General features: G+C 72.9%; 17 protein-coding genes. 9 read left to right on the plus strand and 8 right to left on the minus strand.

What is annotated here, in order from left to right; translation table 11 throughout:
- Positions 1 to 49 precede the first annotated feature (49 nt).
- A complete protein-coding gene (locus EV139_RS01660) occupies positions 50 to 778 on the minus strand; it encodes an SDR family NAD(P)-dependent oxidoreductase (RefSeq protein ID WP_157992966.1) in 729 nt (242 codons plus the stop codon).
- 235 nt (positions 779 to 1,013) lie between these two features.
- On the opposite strand from EV139_RS01660, the gene EV139_RS01665 reads away from it, so the two are divergent.
- The 5 genes from EV139_RS01665 (at position 1,014) to EV139_RS01685 (ending at position 7,359) form a co-directional block, all read left to right on the plus strand.
- A complete protein-coding gene (locus EV139_RS01665; RefSeq protein WP_198677408.1) occupies positions 1,014 to 2,033 on the plus strand; it encodes an NUDIX hydrolase in 1,020 nt (339 codons plus the stop codon).
- Positions 2,030 to 3,376 (plus strand): quinolinate synthase NadA, encoded by a 1,347-nt coding sequence (gene nadA / locus EV139_RS01670; protein WP_130452577.1) that lies wholly within the window; start codon positions 2,030 to 2,032, stop codon positions 3,374 to 3,376. The genes EV139_RS01665 and nadA overlap by 4 nt, the downstream gene beginning before the upstream one ends.
- The gene (locus EV139_RS01675; protein WP_130452578.1) at positions 3,373 to 5,178 is read left to right on the plus strand and encodes an FAD-binding protein; all 1,806 of its coding nucleotides are present in this window, start codon (positions 3,373 to 3,375) and stop codon (positions 5,176 to 5,178) included. Before nadA ends, EV139_RS01675 begins: the two co-directional genes overlap by 4 nt.
- Positions 5,172 to 6,020: a carboxylating nicotinate-nucleotide diphosphorylase gene (gene nadC / locus EV139_RS01680; protein WP_130452579.1), complete on the plus strand. Its 849-nt coding sequence runs from the start codon at positions 5,172 to 5,174 to the stop codon at positions 6,018 to 6,020. The genes EV139_RS01675 and nadC overlap by 7 nt, the downstream gene beginning before the upstream one ends.
- A 109-nt stretch (positions 6,021 to 6,129) precedes the next feature.
- Entirely contained in the window at positions 6,130 to 7,359 is a 1,230-nt protein-coding gene (locus tag EV139_RS01685) for a cysteine desulfurase family protein (RefSeq protein WP_130452580.1), read from the plus strand.
- A 27-nt stretch (positions 7,360 to 7,386) separates the two neighbouring features.
- Here EV139_RS01685 and EV139_RS01690 read toward each other — a convergent pair whose 3' ends face one another.
- Positions 7,387 to 8,655: a DUF4192 family protein gene (locus tag EV139_RS01690; RefSeq protein WP_157992967.1), complete on the minus strand. Its 1,269-nt coding sequence runs from the start codon at positions 8,653 to 8,655 to the stop codon at positions 7,387 to 7,389.
- Between the two features lie 226 nt (positions 8,656 to 8,881).
- Positions 8,882 to 10,645, minus strand: coding sequence for an FAD-binding protein (locus tag EV139_RS01695; RefSeq protein ID WP_130452582.1), 1,764 nt, complete (start codon positions 10,643 to 10,645; stop codon positions 8,882 to 8,884).
- Positions 10,646 to 10,681: 36 nt separating this feature from the next.
- Between EV139_RS01695 and EV139_RS01700 the strand changes: the two genes are divergently transcribed.
- A complete protein-coding gene (locus EV139_RS01700; RefSeq protein WP_237465638.1) occupies positions 10,682 to 11,686 on the plus strand; it encodes a LysR family transcriptional regulator in 1,005 nt (334 codons plus the stop codon).
- Positions 11,687 to 11,771: 85 nt separating this feature from the next.
- On the opposite strand, the gene EV139_RS01705 is transcribed toward EV139_RS01700, so the two are convergent.
- The 5 genes from EV139_RS01705 to EV139_RS01725 form a co-directional block, all read right to left on the minus strand.
- On the minus strand, positions 11,772 to 12,455 hold the full coding sequence (locus EV139_RS01705) for a DNA alkylation repair protein (RefSeq protein ID WP_130452583.1): 684 nt from the start codon (positions 12,453 to 12,455) through the stop codon (positions 11,772 to 11,774).
- Between the two features lie 2 nt (positions 12,456 to 12,457).
- Positions 12,458 to 12,934 (minus strand): Fe-S cluster assembly sulfur transfer protein SufU, encoded by a 477-nt coding sequence (gene sufU / locus EV139_RS01710; RefSeq protein WP_130452584.1) that lies wholly within the window; start codon positions 12,932 to 12,934, stop codon positions 12,458 to 12,460.
- Positions 12,931 to 14,238 carry an aminotransferase class V-fold PLP-dependent enzyme gene (locus tag EV139_RS01715; protein ID WP_130452585.1) on the minus strand — a complete coding sequence of 436 codons (1,308 nt, stop codon included), beginning with the start codon at positions 14,236 to 14,238 and terminating at the stop codon, positions 12,931 to 12,933. Before EV139_RS01715 ends, sufU begins: the two co-directional genes overlap by 4 nt.
- A gap of 121 nt (positions 14,239 to 14,359) precedes the next feature.
- Positions 14,360 to 15,607 carry an MFS transporter gene (locus EV139_RS01720; protein ID WP_130452586.1) on the minus strand — a complete coding sequence of 416 codons (1,248 nt, stop codon included), beginning with the start codon at positions 15,605 to 15,607 and terminating at the stop codon, positions 14,360 to 14,362.
- Positions 15,608 to 15,722: 115 nt separating this feature from the next.
- Positions 15,723 to 16,802, minus strand: coding sequence for a DsbA family protein (locus EV139_RS01725; RefSeq protein ID WP_157992968.1), 1,080 nt, complete (start codon positions 16,800 to 16,802; stop codon positions 15,723 to 15,725).
- Positions 16,803 to 16,890: 88 nt separating this feature from the next.
- Here EV139_RS01725 and rsmI point away from each other — a divergent pair, with 88 nt between their 5' ends.
- The 3 genes from rsmI (at position 16,891) to EV139_RS01740 (ending at position 19,515) form a co-directional block, all read left to right on the plus strand.
- Complete coding sequence (gene rsmI / locus EV139_RS01730; protein WP_130452588.1) at positions 16,891 to 17,811, plus strand: 16S rRNA (cytidine(1402)-2'-O)-methyltransferase; 921 nt, start codon at positions 16,891 to 16,893, stop codon at positions 17,809 to 17,811.
- Positions 17,808 to 18,338 carry a hypothetical protein gene (locus tag EV139_RS01735; RefSeq protein WP_130452589.1) on the plus strand — a complete coding sequence of 177 codons (531 nt, stop codon included), beginning with the start codon at positions 17,808 to 17,810 and terminating at the stop codon, positions 18,336 to 18,338. The genes rsmI and EV139_RS01735 overlap by 4 nt, the downstream gene beginning before the upstream one ends.
- A gap of 151 nt (positions 18,339 to 18,489) precedes the next feature.
- On the plus strand, positions 18,490 to 19,515 hold the full coding sequence (locus EV139_RS01740) for an FKBP-type peptidyl-prolyl cis-trans isomerase (protein WP_130452590.1): 1,026 nt from the start codon (positions 18,490 to 18,492) through the stop codon (positions 19,513 to 19,515).
- Positions 19,516 to 19,547 lie beyond the last annotated feature (32 nt).

Genomic DNA, 19,547 nt, shown 5'->3' on the forward strand with positions numbered 1-19,547 from the left:
TACGGATCACCTGGTGGCCCGTACCGGGCCGCGTTGCGCTCAGACGCCGTTACGAACTCAGATAGCCACCGTCGACGGGCAGCGTCGCGCCGGTGATGTATGACGCGGCGCCGCTCGCCAAAAACAGGCAGGCAGCCGCGACGTCCTCCGCAGTCCCGAGCCGGCGCGCCGGGAGTCGCTGCGTCAGCGCGGTCACTGCCGCCGGGTCGTCCCCAAGCGTCAGCATCGGGGTCAGGATCATGCCGGGGGCCACCGCGTTGACGCGGATGCCGCGGCCACCGAGCTCGGCGGCGAGCTGGCGGGTCAGGCTCACGATCGCCCCCTTGCTCGCGGAGTACGCGGCCCCGGGTTCGATCTCGTCGCCGCGGCCGTATGCGACCGAGGAGAGCAGCACGATCGCCCCCGTCTGAAGGGCGGTCGCTGCCGCACGCGACACGATGAACGCCCCGGTGGCGTTGATCCGCAGCACCCGCTCCCACGCCGCAACCGTCGTGTCTTCGAGCGGCCCCCACTGGTAGATCCCCGCGCAGTGGACCACCGCGTCGGGGGTCCCACCGAGCAGCGTCTCCGCCTCGGCGAACGCTGCGGTGACCTCTGCCTCGCTCGTGATATCGACGCGCCGCGAGCTCAAGCGCGGGTGCTCCCACGTGTGCGTGCCGAGGTCGAGACTGAGGGCGCTCCCGCCGCTCGACAGCACCCCCTCGGCGACGGCGCGGCCAATTCCTGACATTGCGCCGGTCACGACGACGCGGCGCGGGAGCGTGCTGGTGAGGTCCATGTGGTTCCTTCGAATGAGCCGAGCACTCCGGGTGAGCGCACGGGGCGAACGCTCGCACACGAGCGGTGCGTACATCGCACCACAGTTGTGTCCGCGGCGCCTCCGGGAAATGACGGACGCGGGGGAGTGGCCCGCGGCGCGTCGATCTCGGATTGACACCGCGGGATGCGGGAGTACACTCACTTATAGTCATTCTGACTTTAACTTGCCGGCCGGTGACCCGAGGGAGCGCACGATGCGGTACGCGGAGACCAGCGCGAGTGAGCGGCGCTATCTTCCGCCCGCGGTCGCGGTGTCGGTTGTCGCGTTTGCGCTTCGTCCACCCCAGGGTGCGGCTGTGGGCAGCGCAGACGCAGCCGGCGCGGGGAGCACGATCTGGCTGCCGCTCGTGCGCCGCACCCGGGCACCGTTCCTCGGGCAGTGGGCGCTGCCGGGCGGCCCCACCGAGTGGCACGAAACCCTCGACGACACCGCGCTGCGCAGCCTGCGCTCGGCGACCGGGCGCAGCCCCGGCCACCTTGAGCAGCTGTACTCCTTTGGCAGCGTGGAGCGTTCAGCTGAGGCGCAGCGCCTCGTCACGATCGCCTACTGGGCGCTCTACGGCGAACACGAGCTCGACACGGATCCGGCCGCCGCCCTGCCGGTTCCTGCAGCGGCTCCCGTCGCCGGGGCCGCGCGGCGCTGGGATGACCCGGCTGTGCCGGCCGGCATCGGGCCGACGTCCGCTGCCGCGCCCCGGGAAGCGGCTGACGCGGGCGGCGCAGGCACCGACGCGGTGCCCGCCAACGTCGCCTGGTTCTCAGCTGACCTGCTGCCGCCACTCGCGTTCGACCACTCGGAGATCGTGGCTCACGCGCTCGCCCGCCTGCGCACGAAAACCGAGTACGCAGACGTGGCCCACCGGTTCCTCGGCCCCGAGTTCACCCTCGGGCGGCTGCGCGCCGTGACCGAGGCGGTGCTGGGGCAGCCAGTCGACCCCGCGAACTTCCGCCGCCAGGCGCTTGCGCGGGGCGGACTCACCGACACCGGGCGCATGGCCACGGGCGGCGCGCACCGGCCCGCCAGGCTCTACCGCTTCAGCGCGTCCGGCGCGTCCGGTGGCCCCGGCGGCTCCGGCGCGTCCGGCGGCCCGGGCGGATCCGGCGAACCTGTCGTGCCGGCGCAGCCGGCGCCCGCCGCCGAGCCCCATGACACCCCACCAGCAGCCGCCCCGGCGGCGACACCGGCCCCGAACTCACCGAGGAGCATCACATGACCAGCGTGCACGAACTCATCCGCGGCGCCGCGGCGCGGGAGCGCGCCGAGCTGTCCCCGGCGACCGGGCCCGGCAAACCACAGCTGGTGCCGGCCGGCCGCAAGCCGATCGCGCTGCGCGCCACCGGCGTCTCGAGCTGCGACACCGAGCTCGCGGATGATCCCTGGGCGATCGACCGCGCCCCCGGGTACGGTCCGGGCGCCTCCGCAGCCGACGACATTCCCGCGCTCGCGCCGCGCCAAGGCCCGCTCCCCGCGGAGTACACGGGAGCGAGCGATGCGGAGCTCACCGTGCGGATCATTGCCGCGAAGGCGGCGCTCGGCGACCGGGTGCAGATTCTCGGCCACTTCTACCAGCGCGACGAGATCGTGCAGCACGCGGATTTCGTGGGCGATTCGTTCATGCTCGCGCAGGCCGCGAAGCAGCACCCGGAGGCCGAAGCGTTCGTGTTCTGCGGCGTGCACTTCATGGCCGAGACCGCCGATATCCTCTCCGGCCCCGAGCAAGCAGTGATCCTGCCAAACCTCGCGGCCGGGTGCTCGATGGCCGATATGGCAACGATCGAGCAGGTGGAGGACTGCTGGCGCGACCTCACCGCCACCCTCGGCACGGCCGCGGAGGGCGAGCTCCAGCCGGTGATCCCAGTGACCTACATGAACTCGTCGGCGGCGATCAAGGCGTTCTGCGGTCGCAACGGCGGGATCGTGTGCACCTCCTCGAACGCGCGCACCGTGCTCGAGTGGGCGTTCGAGCGCGGCCAGCGCGTCGTGTTCTTCCCCGATCAGCACCTGGGCCGCAACACCGCGAAGGAAATGGGGATCGCCGAGGAGCAGATGCCGCTCTGGCGCCCCCACCTCGCTCTCGGCGGGAACACCCCCGAGCAGCTGCGCGACGCGCGTGTGATCCTGTGGAACGGGTTCTGCTCGGTGCACAAGCGATTCACGGTGGCCCAGATCGAGCAGGCGCGCGCGGACTACCCCGGTGCGCGCGTGATCGTGCACCCCGAGTGCCCGGCGGCCGTGGTCGAGGCCGCGGACGGCGCCGGATCGACCGAGTACATTCGCAAAGAGGTCGAGGCGGCCGCCCCGGGCAGCGTGCTCGCGATCGGCACCGAGATCAACCTGGTGAACCGGCTGCAGCAGCAGCGGCCGGACCTCACGATCTTCTGCCTCGACCCGGTGGTGTGCCCGTGCTCCACGATGTACCGCATCCACCCCGCCTACCTCGCCTGGACGCTCGAGGCGCTGCTCGCGGGCGAGACCCCCAACCAGATCCGCGTGTCGGACGACGTTGCTGGTGACTCGCGGGTCGCCCTTGAGCGGATGCTCGCGGCCCGGCCGTGATCCTCGTCGTTGGTGCCGGGGTCGCCGGGCTGTCGTGCGCGCTCGCTGCGCTCGCCGCCGGAGCCGACGTTGAACTCGTGACGCCGGGCCGGATCTTTCCGGACGCGGATCGGCTTGCCGGTGGGAACACCGCGCTCGCCCAGGGTGGTGTGGCCGCCGCGATTGGTGCGGGGGACCGCGAGCGCGCGCACCTCGCCGACACGATCACCGCCGGCGCCGGACTCGTCGATCGGGAGGCCGCCGCGCAGCTCACCGCCGACGGTGCGGGCGCGGTGCGCGCGCTGATCCAGGCGGGGCTCGGAATCGACCGCGGACCCGACGGACTCCCGGAGCTGGGGCTCGAGGGGGCGCACGGCGCGGCGAGGATCGTCCACGCTGGCGGCGACCGCACCGGCGCAGTGCTGCACGCCTTCCTCTCAGACCGCGTGCGCGACGCTGCGGCTGTGGGGCGCCTGCGGCTCACCGAGGGCGCGCACGTCGAATCACTGGTGCGCGACGCGGGCGCCGTCACCGGGGCCGTGCTGCGGGGACCGGGCGGCGTGCGCAGCACTCGTCGCGCGGCCGCGGTCGTGCTTGCGACGGGCGGCTACGCCGGCCTGTTCCCGGGCACCACCAATCACGCGGGGGCGCGGGGCACTGGCGTGCTGCTCGCTGCGCGCGCGGGAGCTCTGCTCGCCGATCTCGAGTTCGTGCAGGTTCACCCGACCGTGCTGCACGTCGCCGCGGACGGCACCGGTGAGCTGGTGTCCGAGGCAGTGCGCGGCGCCGGTGCCGTGCTGCGCGACGGCGCGGGAACTCGGTTTATGGTGGGGCGGCACCCGCTCGCCGACCTCGCGCCGCGGGACGTGGTGTCCCGCGAGATCCACCGCGTGCTGCGCGAGCGCGGCGAGACGGAGGTGTGGCTCGACGCGACCGGCATTGAGCGCGCCGGCGGCGCGGGCGCCCTCGCGCGCGAGTTCCCCGGCATCTCGGCGACCGTCGCCGCGCGCGGACTCGACTGGGCGCGCGAGCCGATTCCGGTCGCACCTGCCGCGCACTACACGATGGGCGGCGTTGCGTGCGATCTCGACGGCCGGACGTCGGTGCCCGGGCTCTTCGCAGCCGGGGAGGTCGCCTCCACCGGGGTGCACGGCGCCAACCGGCTCGCCTCAAACTCGCTACTCGAAGGGCTCGTGTGGGGTGCCGCCGTGGGCCGCGCCGCCGCGACGGACCGGGGCGGGTGGGAGCACCGCGGCCGCGGGTTTGCTGAGCTGCTCAGTGCCGCCGCCGTCGCGGTTCCGGAGGCCGCGGCTCACGCTGCCGGCAGCGCCGCCGCCACGGTGTTCGCAGACCCGGCCGGAGGTGGCGTCTCGGCCACCACTGCCGGCAGTACCGTCGCTGAGACCGCCGTCGGCTCCGGCCCCGAGGCCAGCGCAGATGCCCGCACTCAGAGCGCGACCGCGGTGACCGCGGCGATCAGTGCGGGGCTGGGGATCGAGCGCGACGCGGGCGGGCTGCGCGCCGCCGCCACGGTGTTCGAGCGGCACTCCGGCGACGCCGCGGCGCTCGCGGCGCTCGTGTGCGCGGCAGCCGCGGCACGGCGGGAGTCGCGCGGCTCGCACCAGCGCGCGGACTGCGCGGAGACCGACCCGGCGCAGGCCCAGCGGCGGCCCCTGCGGCTCACGCTTCGCACCGCCGGACCCCACGGTCTTGCAGCGGCGGCAGGTGCGGCAGCGGCCGTCGGCTCCGCCCGTGAGCCCGCCAGCGCGGCCGCCGCCCCGTCACCCGTCCCCGAATCCGTGAGGAGCCTGTCATCATGCTGACCCCAAATCTTGTGTCCCGCATCGTCGAGACCGCGCTCGGTGAGGACGCCCCCTGGGGCGACCTCACCGTTGAGCTGACAACCCCCGAAGCGGCGTTCGTGGCCACGCGGCTCGTGGCGCGCGAGGCCGGAGTCTTCGCCGGGGGCCCGCTGATCGAGGAGACGTTTCGGCAGGTGGATCCGCGCGTGACCGTCACAGAGCTGGTCGCGGAGGGCACCCCGTTCATCGCGGGCGACGTACTTGCGCAGATTGCCGGCCCGGCGCGGGGCGTGCTGACCGGCGAGCGTGTGGCGCTCAACTTTAGTCAGCGCATGAGCGGCATCGCGACGCTGACCTCGCACTTCGTGGCAGCGGTGGCGCACACGGGTGCGCGGATCGCTGATACGCGGAAGACGACGCCCGGACTGCGCGCGCTTGAGAAGCACGCGGTGCGCGCGGGCGGGGGATCGAACCACCGGTTTAGCCTCTCCGACGCGATCATGGTGAAAGACAACCACCTCGCGGCGCTCGGCGCCGACGACGCAGCTTCGACGACCGCGGCCCTCGCCGGACTGCGGGAGCGGGCCGGACACACGACCGCGATCGTGGTGGAGGTCGACCGGCTTGAGCAGATCGAGCCCGTGCTGGCGGCGCGGCCGACCGGGATCCTGCTCGACAACTTCACCACCGACGAACTGCGCGCCGGCGTGGCGCTGATCGGCGACCGGGCAATCGTCGAGGCGAGCGGTGGGGTGACGATCGACACGGTGGTGGGGATCGCGGAGGCCGGGGTGGACGTGATCTCGGTGGGGCAGCTCACCCACGGCGCCCGGGCGCTCGACCTGGGGCTCGACGCCGCGTGATGTCGCCGCGCGTCGCCGGGCCCTCGCACTCCCGAGTCGCCAGGCACCCTCAAGCCACCGGCCGCCCCCGAGCGGCCGAACTCCGCGCGGCGGGCCGGAGGGGTGCACGGTGAGCGCCGGGTACCTCGATGCCGCCGCGACGGCGCCGCTGCGACCGGCGGCGCGCGCCGCGATGCTCGCCGTGTGGGACGCGGGCCAGGCGAACGCCTCAAGCGTGCACTCGGCGGGCTTTCGCGCGCGCACGGAGGTGGAGACGGCGCGGCAGCGCATCGCTGACGCGCTCGGCGCGGTGCCGAGCGAGGTGGTGTTCACCTCGGGCGGCACCGAGGCGAACGCGCTCGCGATCGTGGGCCTCGCGCTGGCGCGGCCGCGCGGCCGGCACCTCGTGACCTCGGCGATCGAGCACCCCTCGGTGCTCGAATCGTGCCGGTACCTTGAGCGCGTGTTCGGCTTCGAACTGAGCATCTTGCCGGTCGACGCGGACGGCCGGGTGGCGGTGGCGGCCGTGGCGGAGGCCCTGCGCGCCGACACCACGCTGCTGTCGATCGGCCTAGCGAACGGGGAGATTGGGACCGTGCAGGCGCTGCACGAGCTCGCGGCACCCGCGCGGGCGCTCGGCGTGCCGGTCCACACCGACGCGGTGCAGGCCGCGGCGAGCCTGCCGGTCTCGTTCGGCTCGACCGCGGGCCAGGCCCGCGGTGCCGCGGACATAGAGGGCACCGAGCCGGGCAGGGACGCCGAGGCCTGGCCGGGCCTGGCGGTCGACGCGCTGACGGTCGCCTCGCACAAGTTCGGTGGCCCGCAGGGGGTCGGCGCGCTGCTGCTGCGCCGGGGCACCCCCATCGAGGCGCTCGTGCACGGCGGCGGGCAGGAGGGCGGCGTGCGCTCCGGCACCGAGAACGTGGCGGGGATCGCCGGCTTCGCTGCGGCGGTTGCGGCGGCGACGCGGGAGATCGGGACCACCGCGCTCGAGCTCATGCTGAGCCGCGACGCGCTGATCTCAGGACTGCTCGAACGGGTGCCCGGGATTGTGCTTACCGGCCACCCCGAGGAGCGGCTGCCCGGGCACGCCTCAGTGACGGTCTCGGGGGTGAGCGGGGAATCGCTGCTGGTGGCGCTCGACGCGGCGGGCCTCGCCGTGTCGTCTGGTTCCGCGTGCGCCGCTGGCAAATCCGAGCCGTCGCCCGTGCTGCTCGCACTGGGGGTGTCGCCGGAGGACGCCCACACCGCCCTGCGGTTCACGCTGCCAGCGCCGCTCCAGGCGGACGAGGTGCGTCGGATCGTTGAGCTACTCGGGGCAGAAGTGCGGCGAGCGCGCGGGGTGCCCGCGGAGCGCTGAGGCGCGGCGTCTGGCCCAGCCGCCGCGTCAGAGGCCACTGCCGACCACATCGGGGACCCGCTTCACGTGGCTGGGGACGACGATGACCCGGTCGACCGTGAGCGCAAGCACCGAGTTCGGGTCGATGTCCCGCGCCGCATCGACGTGCACCTGGGCGACGCTCTGGATGCCACACATCCACCACAGCCACGCGCTCAGCGCGAGGAGTGGCGCCCGGTCGGCGCTCGGACACTCAGCGATTGCGGTGCGGAGGCGATCCCGCACCGCGGGAAGCCGCTCGTGCTCGGTGAACTCCGGACTCAACGACGCGAGGAGGAACAGGAGCGCACCGCGGTGCTGTGCCACCCCGGCCGCGGTGTCGCCCGCGATGCGCCGGAGCTGCGCGCCCGTCTGGGGTTCACTCATGAGCACCGCTGCGCGCTCCGGGGGCAGCAGGATTCCGAGCACGACGCCGAACCACTGCACCGGGTGGGCCAGCGTGCGGATGAGCGCCGCGGTGTCCCGCGGGGTGAGCGCCTGCGGCCGGCGCAGCATGCGCGCGGCCGCGGCGGTGCGCTGGATCGAGGGCCGCTCCGACGGGGCGCTGCGTTGCAGACGCGCAAGCGCGGCGACGACCGCGGCGGCGCGCTGGGGGTCCGCCTCGGGAATCGCGCTCACCGCCGCGAAATCGCGGACCTCGTCGCCGCGCAGGGTCGCCGCGAGCGCGATGGGACTGGTCTCGATCTCACTGAGGGGGTGCCCACCCGCTGGTGCGTGCGGATCGAGATAGCTGACCCAGCCGTCGGCCGCGAGACAGCACAGCTCACGGACCGCGAGCCCGGCGCCGATGAGCGCGTCTTTCACGCCCCGGGCGAGTGCGGCGTGCGGCGCGTGGGGCGCGTGGGGCGTGCGCGGTACGCGGGGCACGCGGGGTGCGCCGGGTGGGCCTGCTGCGCCGGAGGCATCCGGCGGGTCAGCGAAGCGCTCATCAGCGAAGCGCTCGTCGGTGACGATGGCGATGGCGACTGCGTGCGGCGGCGCTGCGGAGTGGCCGCGCCCGTGCGGGGCGTCGTGGAGCGAGTCGAGTGCCGAGACGAAGACGTCGACGAACTCGCTGACCCGCTCCGGAGAATCGTCGGGTGGCAGATTGATCCGGAGCGCGGGCCCGGACCTACTGCCCGAGAAGCACACCGCGACCAGGCAGTCCTGTGGCGTGAACCCCAACAGGAGTGGGAGCGCGGCGAGGTAGTCGGCGGGGGTGTGGCAGGTGAGAACGCGCGGGGCGGCTGGGCTGGGGGCGGTCTGCGGCTGAGTCATGCTCCGAGTGTCCATCGGCCGGGGCACGCGCCGCGGGTTGTCCACAGAAACGGTGGCGAATTCGGGCTCGGGGGTCAGAAATCGCGGCTGTGGACGGCGGGCGGAGGCGCCACTCGGCGTTCCAAGCCCAGCTCCGCGGCCGAACCCCGCCGGCCCCACGCGCCCCGGCCCCGCGCGCGTGCGCCCGGGCCCCGAATGGAGCCCGGGCGCACACTAGACCCCAGCGCTACTCGACGAGCTTGCCCACGACCGTCTCGTCCGCCGTCGCGTACGCCAGCGCCCGGAACGACTCGGGCGCCTCGGGCAGCGGCTCGAACGTGGCCCCGCCCTCCGGGGTCCACACGAAGTTGCCCTGCAGCTCGGCGCTGGTCTCCGGGTAGTCGGAGCGGTTGTGGCAGCCACGCGTCTCGCGGCGCTCGAGGGCGCACTCGAGGGTGGCGCGCGCGGCGAGGAGCGAACCGTAGAGATCGAAGGCGTGCGCGAGGTCGTCGAAGCCTGCGATGTCTGGGTGTGCTGTGACGTTCGCGACGCGCTCCTCGAGGACGGCGAGCTTCGCGAGGCCCGCGGTGAGCCCCTCCTCGCTGCGCACCACGCCGGCGTGCTCGGTCATGAGATCGCGCAGTGCGCGCTGCAGGCGCCGCGGACTCTCGCTCGTCGCCCCGCGCTCGGTCAGAAGCCCGGCCATCTCCGCGCGCGCCTCGGCGACCGCGGCCGGGTCGCGCCGCACCTCGGTGATCCCCGAGACGTACGCGGCGGCGTCGGCCCCCGTGATCCGGCCGTAGACGAGCAGCTCGATCAACGAGTTGCCGCCCAGCCGGTTTGCGCCGTGCAGTCCGCTCGACGCCTCGCCGATCGCGTAGAGTCCGTCCACCCCGGTGCCGTGGTCCTCGGGGCGCACCCACACGCCGCCCATCGAGTAGTGCGCGGTCGGGGCGATCTCGATCGGTTCCTCGGTGATGTCGAGCATCTGCAGGTCGATGAGGTTGCGGTACACGCGGGGCAGCTTCGCGAGGATCTGCTCGCGCGGCAGGTGCGACACGTCGAGGAACACCCCGCCGTTCGTGGTGCCGCGTCCCTCGACGATCTCGGTGTAGCTGGCGAGCGCGACTCGATCCCGTGTGGAGAGCTCCATTCGCTCGGGATCGTACTTCTCCATGTAGCGCTCGCCGAGCGCGTTGCGCAGGATCCCGCCCTCGCCGCGCGCGGCCTCCGACACGAGCAGGCCGGCGGCCTCGGTCGGCTCGAGGATCCCGGACGGGTGGAACTGGACGAGCTCGGCGTCGCGGATCTTGCCGCCCGCGAGCGCGGCCAGCCGGAACGAGTCACCGGTGTTCTCGTCGCGCCGGGAGGAGGTGTTGCGCCAGATGCGAGTGTGCCCGCCGGCCGCGAGGATCACGGCGTCCGCGTGGATCACCACGGGGGAGCCGTCAACGATGTCGAAGCCGTACGCGCCGAAGACGCGCCCCGCGCTCGTGAGCAGCCGGGTGATGTAGATCGTGTCGACGATCGGCACCTGGAGCTCTGCCGCGCGACGCATCAGCGTGCGCTGGATCTCGAGCCCCGTGTAGTCGCCCGCGTAGGCGGTGCGCCGGTACTTGTGCGCGCCGAAGAACCGCTGGCTGATCCGGCCGTCCTCCTCGCGGGCGAACGGCATGCCCCAGCGTTCGAGGTCGGCGATGCCCTCCGCGGCCCCCTTCGTGACGACCTCGACGATCGCCGGATCGGCGAGGTAGTACGACTCGCGGAGCGTGTCCGCCGCGTGCTGCTCCCAGCTGTCCTCCGGATCCATCGTGCCGAGCGCGGCGTTGATTCCGCCGGCCGCGAGAGTGGTGTGCGCGTCGTGCGCGCGGCGCTTGCCCACGGCGAGGACCTGGACGCCGCGCTCGGCGAGCTCGATCGACGCTCGCAGGCCGGCGCCGCCGGTGCCGATGACGAGGACGGAGGTGGACAGGAGGCGTTCGGGGCGATCTGCTGCTGGTGTGGTGTGCATGCGCACCACGCTAGGCACTCAGTGACGATTACTCCAATGAATAGAGCGGATGACGACGATGCGGATATGCTATTGAGTGTGAATCTCGACCAGTTGCGTGGTTTCGCGGAGGTGGCCCTTACCGGGCACTTCACGCGCGCCGCCGAGCAGCTCCACCTCGCCCAGCCCTCACTCAGCCGGCAAATCGCCACGCTCGAGCGCGAGCTCGGCGTGGAACTCTTTCACCGGGTGCGCGGCAACGTCGCGCTCACGAGCGCGGGGGAGCGCCTGCTCCCGCTCGCGCGCCGCATGCTCGCCGACGCCGAGACCGCGCGCAGCGAGATGGCCGAGATGGCGGGCCTCCGCCGCGGCAGGATCCGGCTCGGGGCCACCCCCACGCTCTGCACGAGCCTCGTGGTCGACGTGCTCGCCGAGTTTCACGAGCGCTACCCCGGGATCGACATCGAGATCCTCGAGCGCGGCTCGCGCAGTCTGATCGCCGCGCTCATGGAGGGTGCGCTCGATCTCGCGCTCATCGTGACGAGCGTCGGTGCGGGGGAGGCGCGGGCGGTGCTCGATCGCGAGCCGATCCTGAGCGAGCGCCTCGTCGCCGTCTCCGCCGCCGACCGGCCCGACCCGTTCGCGGCGGCGCCCGACGAGACGCAGCGCGCCGTGACGATCGCGGAGCTCGCGGGTGTGCCGCAGATCGTGTTCCCGGAGAACTACGACCTGCGCGTGGCGATGGACGCGGCGTATCGCGCGGCAGGGCTCACCCCGGTGGTCGCGGTCGAGGGCGTGGAGATGGACGCGGCGCTGCGCTTCGCGGAACGCGGCATCGGGGTCGCCGTGGTGCCCGCGATGGTGGCCGTCGACCGGCCGAAGCTGCGGGCCACGCCGCTCGCCGGCGCAGCGCTCACCCGCACGGTCAGCCTCGCCCGGCGCTCGGACATGGCGCCCACGCACGCGAGTGCGGCACTGCAAGCGATGACGCGAGAGGTCGCCGACCGCCTCGCCGCCTCCGGCAGCGCGACCGCGACGCTGGTGAGCCGGGTCGGCGGCTGAGCGGGCGGCGGCGCGAGGCCACCGAGCGGGCGGGCGGCGCGGGGCGACCGAGCGGGTGGCGGCGCGAGGCAGCCGCGCGCAGCGGCTACTTCTGGCGCGCCACCATCTCGGTGATCCAGATGGGGGCGAACGGGGAGACGCAGCCCGGCGGGGTCGGGTAGTCCGCGAGGACCTGCAGCCGCTCACCGATGTCGAGCGCCCTGGCGCGCAGCTCAGCGTGGTGAATGCCGATCTGCGCGAGGCACTCGTTCATCGCCCACTGCAAGCCCTCGGGCGCAGCCGGCATCTCCGCCTCGATCTGATCCAGCAGGCCCGCGAGGTCGAGCCCCTCGGGGCGCTTCGCCACTCGATCGGAGGTGAGGGCCCACCCGGATCCGGCGATCCGGGGATCCGGGTCGGAGAACCAGGCGAGCCGCAGCTCCTCGACGTGGGGGCTCTTCTTGACGATGTAGTTGACGAGCCAATCGCGCACCTTCGGGATCCGCGCGTCGCGCAGCATCGCGTCGAGCTCGGCCGCGCTGAAGGCCCTGGGCGTTGCGATGAGCAGTGCGACGAGCCGCTCGGGCGAGCCACCCGTGGCCCACAGCTGGAGCGCGAGCGGATGGTTTCGCTTGAGCGCCTTCGCGACGCCGCGCAGCTTGGTGAGGTTGACGCCGTGGTCGTCGCCGTGTCGCTCGTTTACGGCGCGCGCCCGCGGATCCTCAAGGGCGGCGAGGGCCGCGCGGATCTCCGGCAGCGCGCTCTCCGGGGTGATCTCGATCGCGGCCACGACTACGCCCCCGCGCGCTGTGCGTCGACCTGCGCCAGATCCGCCTCGAGCGCCACCCAGCCGAGCATCGCGCACTTGACGCGCATCACGAACTTCGAGACGCCCTGCAGTGCGACCGCGTCGCCGAGCAGATCCTCGTCGGGCTCCTCGGCGCCGCGCGCCTGGATCATGTGCCTGAACGCGTCGATCCGCTCGCGGGCCCCCGCGATCGTCAGCTCCTCGTCGCGCACAAGCTGCGAGAGGATCGAGGCCGACGCCATCGAGATCGAGCAGCCCTGGCCCTCCCAGGCGAGCTGCGAGATCCGGCCCGTTTCGGGATCAACCGCGATTGACAGGTCGATCTCGTCGCCGCAGCTCGGGTTGAACTCGTGGTGCGTCGCGGTGAGCGCGCCCGCCGCCGGGTCGAGCTCACCCTTGCCGATGGGGCGCTTCGAGTGATCGAGAATGACCTCTTGGTACAGTCCGTCGAGCGCGCTCACGCCGACACCTCCGCTCCGAAATACCGCTGTGCGCCGCGGAGCGCGTCGAGGAAGCGATCAACCTCGTCCTCTGTGGTGGTCAGGTGCACGCTCGCTCGCGTGCTCGATGTAATGCCGAGGGCCCGGTGCAGCGGTTGCGCGCAGTGGTGCCCCACGCGCACGAGAACGCCCTGCTCGTCGAGGAACTGCCCCACGTCGTGCGCGTGGACACCCGCCACCGACACCGCGGTGAGCGCGATGCGCTGCGAGGTGTCGGCCGGGCCGAGGAGCCGGAGCCCCGGAGTCTCTGTGATCCCGGCCACGAGCCGCTCAACGAGCTCGTGCTCGCGCACCGCCGCGCGAGCGAGGTCAGCGCGCGTGATGAAGTCGACGGCGGCGCCGAGGCCGACCACCTGCGAGACCGGCTGCGTGCCGGGCTCGAAGCGCAGCGGCGGCGGCATGAACTCCGCGGACTCCATGGTGACCCGCGTGATCGCCGACCCGCCGGTGCGCGCCGGCGGCAGCGCCGCGAGCAACTCGGGGCGGCCGTAGAGCACGCCGATGCCGTTGGGGCCGAGCATCTTGTGGCCCGAGAACGCGGCGAAGTCGACGCCGAGCGCGCCGAAGTCAACGGGGATGTGCGGCACCGACTGGCACGCGTCGAGCACCGTCACCGCGCCAACCGCCCGGGCGAGCTCCACGAGCTCCGCGACCGGAGCGACGTAGCCCGTCACGTTCGAGACGTGCGCGAACGCGAAGATCTTGGTGCGCGGCGTGAGGGCGGCCCGCGCGTCGTCGAGCGTCCAGGTCCCGTCCTCGCGAACGGGGATGTACGTGAACGTTGCGCCGGTCTTCGCGGCGAGCCGCTGCCAGGGGATCAGGTTGGCGTGGTGCTCGGCCTCGGTGACGAGGATCTCGTCGCCGGCGCCCAGCGCGAAGCGCTCGCTGCCGGCCACCCCGAGCCCGGCGTTTGCCTCGCCGATCCCGAGCGCGACGATGTTGAGCGCGTCGGTGGCGTTCTCTGCCCAGACGATCTGTTCGGGCGTGGCGGCGCCAACAAACGCCGCGACCGCGGCCCGGGCCCCCTCAAACGCCCCGGTCGCCTCGCCGACCGCGCCGCTCGTGCCGCGGTGCACCGCCGCGTTCGCGGTCTCGAGGAAGCGCCGCTCCGCGTCGAGCACCGCCGCGGGCCGCTGCGAGGTCGCTGCGGCGTCGAGATAGGCGGGGCCGTCACCGCTCAGATCGTGTGCGGCGAAGTAGGGGAACGCGGCTCGAAGATCAGAGACCTCCGCCGGGGTGAACGCACGAGCAGACATACTCTCCATTCTCCCACCGCTTCACGCAGCTGTGGGATTCATTCTTCCGCTGACAGGGAACCGCGGCCGCCAGCGGACGTCGCACCGCCGCCCCCGGACCCCGCAGTCTCAAACGCCGAGCGTCGGCGCGCTATTCCGCCGCGGCGGTGCGGCGCGCGCCGGGCCCGGTGAGGACCCAGTTGATCGCGCCCGAGCCGAGCGCGACAAGCGCGGCCCCCAGCGGCACGAGCAGCGCGGCCTGCGTGCCGATCTGGTCGGCAACCGTGCCCGTGATCGCGGCGGCGGCGGACTGCCCCACCATCAGCCCCGAGCCGAGCATCGTCATCACGGTTGCCGAGCGCCCCTCGGGGCTGCGCTGCGCGCCGAAACTGTAGAGGGTCACGAGCAGCGGGCCCACGCCCACGCCCATGACCGCGAGGCTGAGCAGCATGCTGGGCAGATCGTGTGCTCCCTGCAGCAGCCCGGTGCCCGCGAGGATCAGCGCGGCGAACAGCGGCCAGCGATACCGGAGCGTGAACGCGGGCGGGAGGAACGCGACGGCGATCGCGAAGATTGCCGATCCGATCCCCATGACGCCGTAGATGAGCCCCGCCTGCTCGGCGGCACCGCGATCCTGCATGAACGCCGTGAGCGAGGTCAGCATCGAGCCGAAGAACAGGCCGACGGCGACGATGCCCACGACGGTGATGAGGAGCTGCGGGCGCAGCAGCTCGGAGGCCGGGGCGAGGGTCGCCGCGCGCTCCGCAGCGCTCTGCGGCGGCGCGCTCGTGTGGTGCAGCGCGAACGCGGTGACGAAGACCAGGGTGAGCACCGCCGCGCCAACGATCGGCGCCCACGCGTTGAGCGTCGACGCGAGCACGCCCACGATCACGGGGCCGAACACGAAGATCACCTCGTCCGCGGCAGACTCGTAGGCGAGGAACGTCGACAGCGCCCGCGGGCGGCGCTGCGGCGGCAGATCCGTCTTGATGATGGTGACGAGGCGCGAGCGCGACATCGGGGAGGTCTGCGGCGCCGACGCGCCGGCCAGAAACGACGCGATGAACAGCACCCAGACGGGCAGATCGCTGAACGCGATCCAGGCGAGTGTGCCGAGGAGCACGCTGTTGATCGCGCCCGTGATGAGCAGCGTGGGCCGCTGCCCGAAGCGGTCTGCGGCCGCCCCGATGAGCGGGCCGAAGCAGGCCACGCCGAGCCCCACCATGGCGGAGTTGAGGCCACCCAGCTCGACCGTGCCGCGGGCTGACACCACGAGCGTGAGCACCCCGATGACCATCATCGCGTAGGGCAGTCGCGAGACGAGCGCGATGGGGAAATACATCACCCCGGTGCGCGAAATCACGGTGGGTGCGGTGGTGGCGGGACTCGTTTCGTGCATAGCCGACCGAGTCTACCAGCCCGCGTGCGTGGCGCCCGAGGGCCGAGCCCGGCCAGCCCGGGGCGCGGCGACCGGGATCCAGCCCGGCCAGCCCGGTGCGTCGCGCACCGGGAGCCTAGCTCAGCGCGACGCCCTGCTGGATGAGGAACGCGCGGAACGAGTCGGCGTCGGTGGGGTCGCCGGGGTACGGGACCCCGTTGACCACGACGAGGGGCGTGCCCGTGACGCCGAGCTCTGGATCAACGGCCCCGGGCACCGGGTTCGTGAAGGTCCAGTCGTTGAGCGCCTGCACCAGCGGGACGAACGTCTCGTCGGCGATGCACGAGCTCGCGGCCGCCGAGAGCGGGCCGGTTTTCTGCTCAATCGCCGCGACGATCGCCGCGTTGTCGTGCCCGGGCTCGCCCTCGGTCGGCTGCAACGCCGGATCAGCGAGCGCCGTGTTCGCGTCCCACGCGGCCCCCGGCTGCGCGTCGGCGATGCAGGCGAGCGCCCCGGCCGTCCGCGACGAGTAGTAGCTTCCCTCTGAAGCCCGGTCGAGGAAAGTGAGCGGGTGCATCTCAACCGCCGCGGCCTCCTGCGTGAGCACCTCGGTGAGGGTCGCGCCGTTCGCCTCCTCGAAGAGGGCGCAGTACGGGCAGCGGTAGTCGAGGTAGACCTGGATCAGCGCCGGTGCGCCGAGCTCCGCAGCGGTGCGCGGCTCGGGGACCGCGCTGTCTGCCAGCGCGTCAGACTCGAACACCGCCGCGTCCTTCCCCGTGAATACGACCCCGCCGGTGGCCATGTTGCGCGGCCACGTCACCGACGCGGCCTCCGGGGTGGCCTCGTCGCCCGGCTCGGGCGCCACCTCTGCGGTGTCCGCCCGGCCCTCGGCGGCGGCCCCGGCGAACATCGCGCCGATGCTCACCATGCCCAGCACCAGCGCCACCACGATCGCCAGCGCTCCGGCCGCGAGGCCCACCACGGCGACCGCCGTGCGCTGGCGCAGCACGAGCGCGATCACACCGAGTACCACCGCGACGCCGCCGACGCAGGCGCCCACCACGGCGAACGCGCCGAACGTCACTGGAGCGACCGCCGAGGTGACGAGGGCGGCGAGCCCGAGCGCCATCGCGGTGATCGCGAGGACGCGGCCCGGTCGTCGCTGCGGCGCAGCGTATGGGTGCGGCGGGGGCGTGGGCAGCTGCGAGTCGCTCATGCCCCCATTCTCGCAGGCCACCCCCTCAATAATCGATGGGCGATCTGGCGCGGGACCTGGACTGAACGTGGCGGCGTAGCATTGAGGCATGATCCTGCTCGCTGCCACGCCCATCGGAAACCTGGGGGACGCGTCAGTGCGACTCCGCGAGACCCTCGAGCGGGCGACCGTGATCGCGGCCGAGGACACCCGCCACACCGCCCAGCTGCTCCGCCTGCTGGAGATCGAGAACCGCCCGGAGCTGCTCGCGCTCCACGATCACAACGAGCACGAGCGGGCGGCGGCTCTCGTTGAGCGCGCCACCACCGAGGACATCGTGCTCGTGAGCGATGCGGGCATGCCCACCGTCTCGGACCCCGGCTTCCGCGTGGTGCAGCTCGCCGCCGAGCGCGGCGTGACCGTGAGCGCGATCCCCGGACCGAGCGCCGTGATCACCGCGCTCGCCGTCGCCGGGCTCCCCACCGACCGCTTCGCGTTCGAGGGGTTCCTCCCGCGCAAGTCCGGCGAGCGGGTGCGCGCGCTCACGGCGCTCGCCGCCGAGCGCCGCACGCTCGTCTTCTTCGAGGCGCCCACGCGCCTCGCCGCGACACTCGCCGACCTCGCCACCGTGTTTGGGAGTGAGCGCCCGGCCGCCGTCTGCCGCGAGCTCACCAAGCTCCACGAAGAGGTGCGCCGCGGCCCGCTCGCGGAGCTCGCCGAGTGGGCGGCCGCGGGCGTGCGCGGCGAGATCGTGGTGGTGGTCGGCGGCGCCCCCGCGGTGGAGGTCTCGCCCGAGACCGCGCTGCGCGAGCTGCAACAGCGCGTTGCCGCCGGGGAGCGGCTCAAGGACGCGAGCCGGGCCGTCGCGGAGGCAACCGGGCTCTCCGCGCGAGAACTCTACGCGGCAGCGCTTGCCGCGCGCACTCCCGCGGCGACGGCGGGCACCGCAGCGCCGGCGGCAGCCGCGCCGCTCGGGACCGCGACCGGATCGGCGGCTGGATCGGCGACGGGATCGGCGGCAGCGCGATGAGCCGGCGGGCACCCGCGGTGCAGCGGGGCGCCACCCGCGGCCTCGTGGCCGTCGAACTGTGGCGGATCGCGTTGCCCGTGCTCTGGTTCGGCATGGTCGCCGCGATCTCGTTCATCGAGGCGCCACTGAAGTTCCAGGCACCCGGGATCACGATCCCGCTCGGTCTCGGTATCGGCCGGCTCGTCTTCGCGGCGCTCAACGTCGCCGAGGGGCTCGTGCTCCTCGCGCTCACGCTCCTCTCGTTCTGGCCGAGCGCCGCCCGGATCAGCGGCGGGCGCCTGGGCGTGTGGGCCGCGCTCGCCGTGGTCTACGTGGCAAAAATCGTGTTCGTGCGGCCGCCGCTCAATGCGCGCACCGACCTCGTGCTCCAGGGCGAGGCGCCCGGGCAGTCGATCTGGCACTACGTCTACATCGCGTGCGACGTCGCGACGATGATCCTCCTCGTGCTCGCGGCGCTCGGCGCGGCACGCGCGCTGCTCCCGGCCCGGGAACAGCCGGCTCGGGGAACCGACGCGCGGCGCGCATAGCCCGCGCCGCGCCGGTCGCTTTGCCCGCGCCGCGTGCCCCGCCGGTTCGCCACACGCCGCGACGCTCACAGGATGCGGGCAGCGGAGTGCGAAATACTCAGACCCAGTACATTGGCCGCTCGGCCCCGTCGCGTGTAAGGACCCTGACCCCGTGAAACTCTCCCGTGCAATTCTCCCCGCCGCCCTCGCCGGCGCACTGATCCTCACCGGCTGCTCGGCCGGCGGCTCCCCGACGAAGGACGACGCGGGTGTCGACTGTCTCGCCGCGGGGACCGCGAGCAAGTCAATCGAGGTCTCGGGGGAGACCGGCACCGACCTCAAACTCACCACGAAGGCACCGATCACGCTCGCGGGGGAGACCGAGCGCTCGGTGCTGACGGAGGGCGAGGGGGACCTGATCGCTGAGGGGCAGACGGTCGCCGTCAGCATGACGACGTTCAACGGCACCACGGGTGACGAGATGGATCAGCTCGCTGAAAGCCCGGTCCCGTTCGCGAAGGACCAGCTCGTGGGATGGGCGTACGAGGGCATTCGCTGCGCCGTCCCCGGCCAGCAGGTCGCGCTCGTGGCGCCCTACGCCGAGATGTTCGCCGAGGCCGACGCCTCGACCACCGGCTACGAGGGCCTCACCGAGGAGAGCCCCATCGTGATCGTGATGGAGTTCGGTGAGATCACCGAGGGCAGCGACGCTGCGACGTCGGAGCCGGGCACGCTTGAGGCCGATGAGCTGCTGAAGAAGGCCGAGGGCACCGCACAGAAGGCACCCGAGGGCTTCCCGACCGTGAAGCTTGCCAAGGACGGCGCCCCCACGATCACGATGCCCGAGGGCGTCGAGCCGCCCACGGAGCTTCAGATCGCCACGCTGATCGAGGGCGACGGCGAGACCGTCGAACCCGGCGATCGCGTCTACGTCAACTACCGCGGCGTGATCTGGCGCACGGGCGAGGAGTTCGACTCGAGCTGGAGCCGTGGCGAGCCCGCAAACTTCACCACCACCGGCGTGATCGGTGGCTTCCAGCAGGCACTTGAGGGGCAAAAGGTCGGCTCGCAGATCATCTCGGTCGTGCCTGCCGAGGACGGTGGCTACGGCGCCGCGACGCTCGAGCAGCAGGGCCACGAGGCCGACGACGTGATGGTCTTCGTGCTCGATATCCTCGGCACGGTGCACGCCGAGTAATCCCGCGCGCACGCCGAACGCGCCGTCTCCCC

The sequence above is a fragment of the Leucobacter luti genome, from assembly GCF_004217175.1.
GTDB classification, from domain to species: Bacteria; Actinomycetota; Actinomycetes; order Actinomycetales; family Microbacteriaceae; genus Leucobacter; species Leucobacter luti.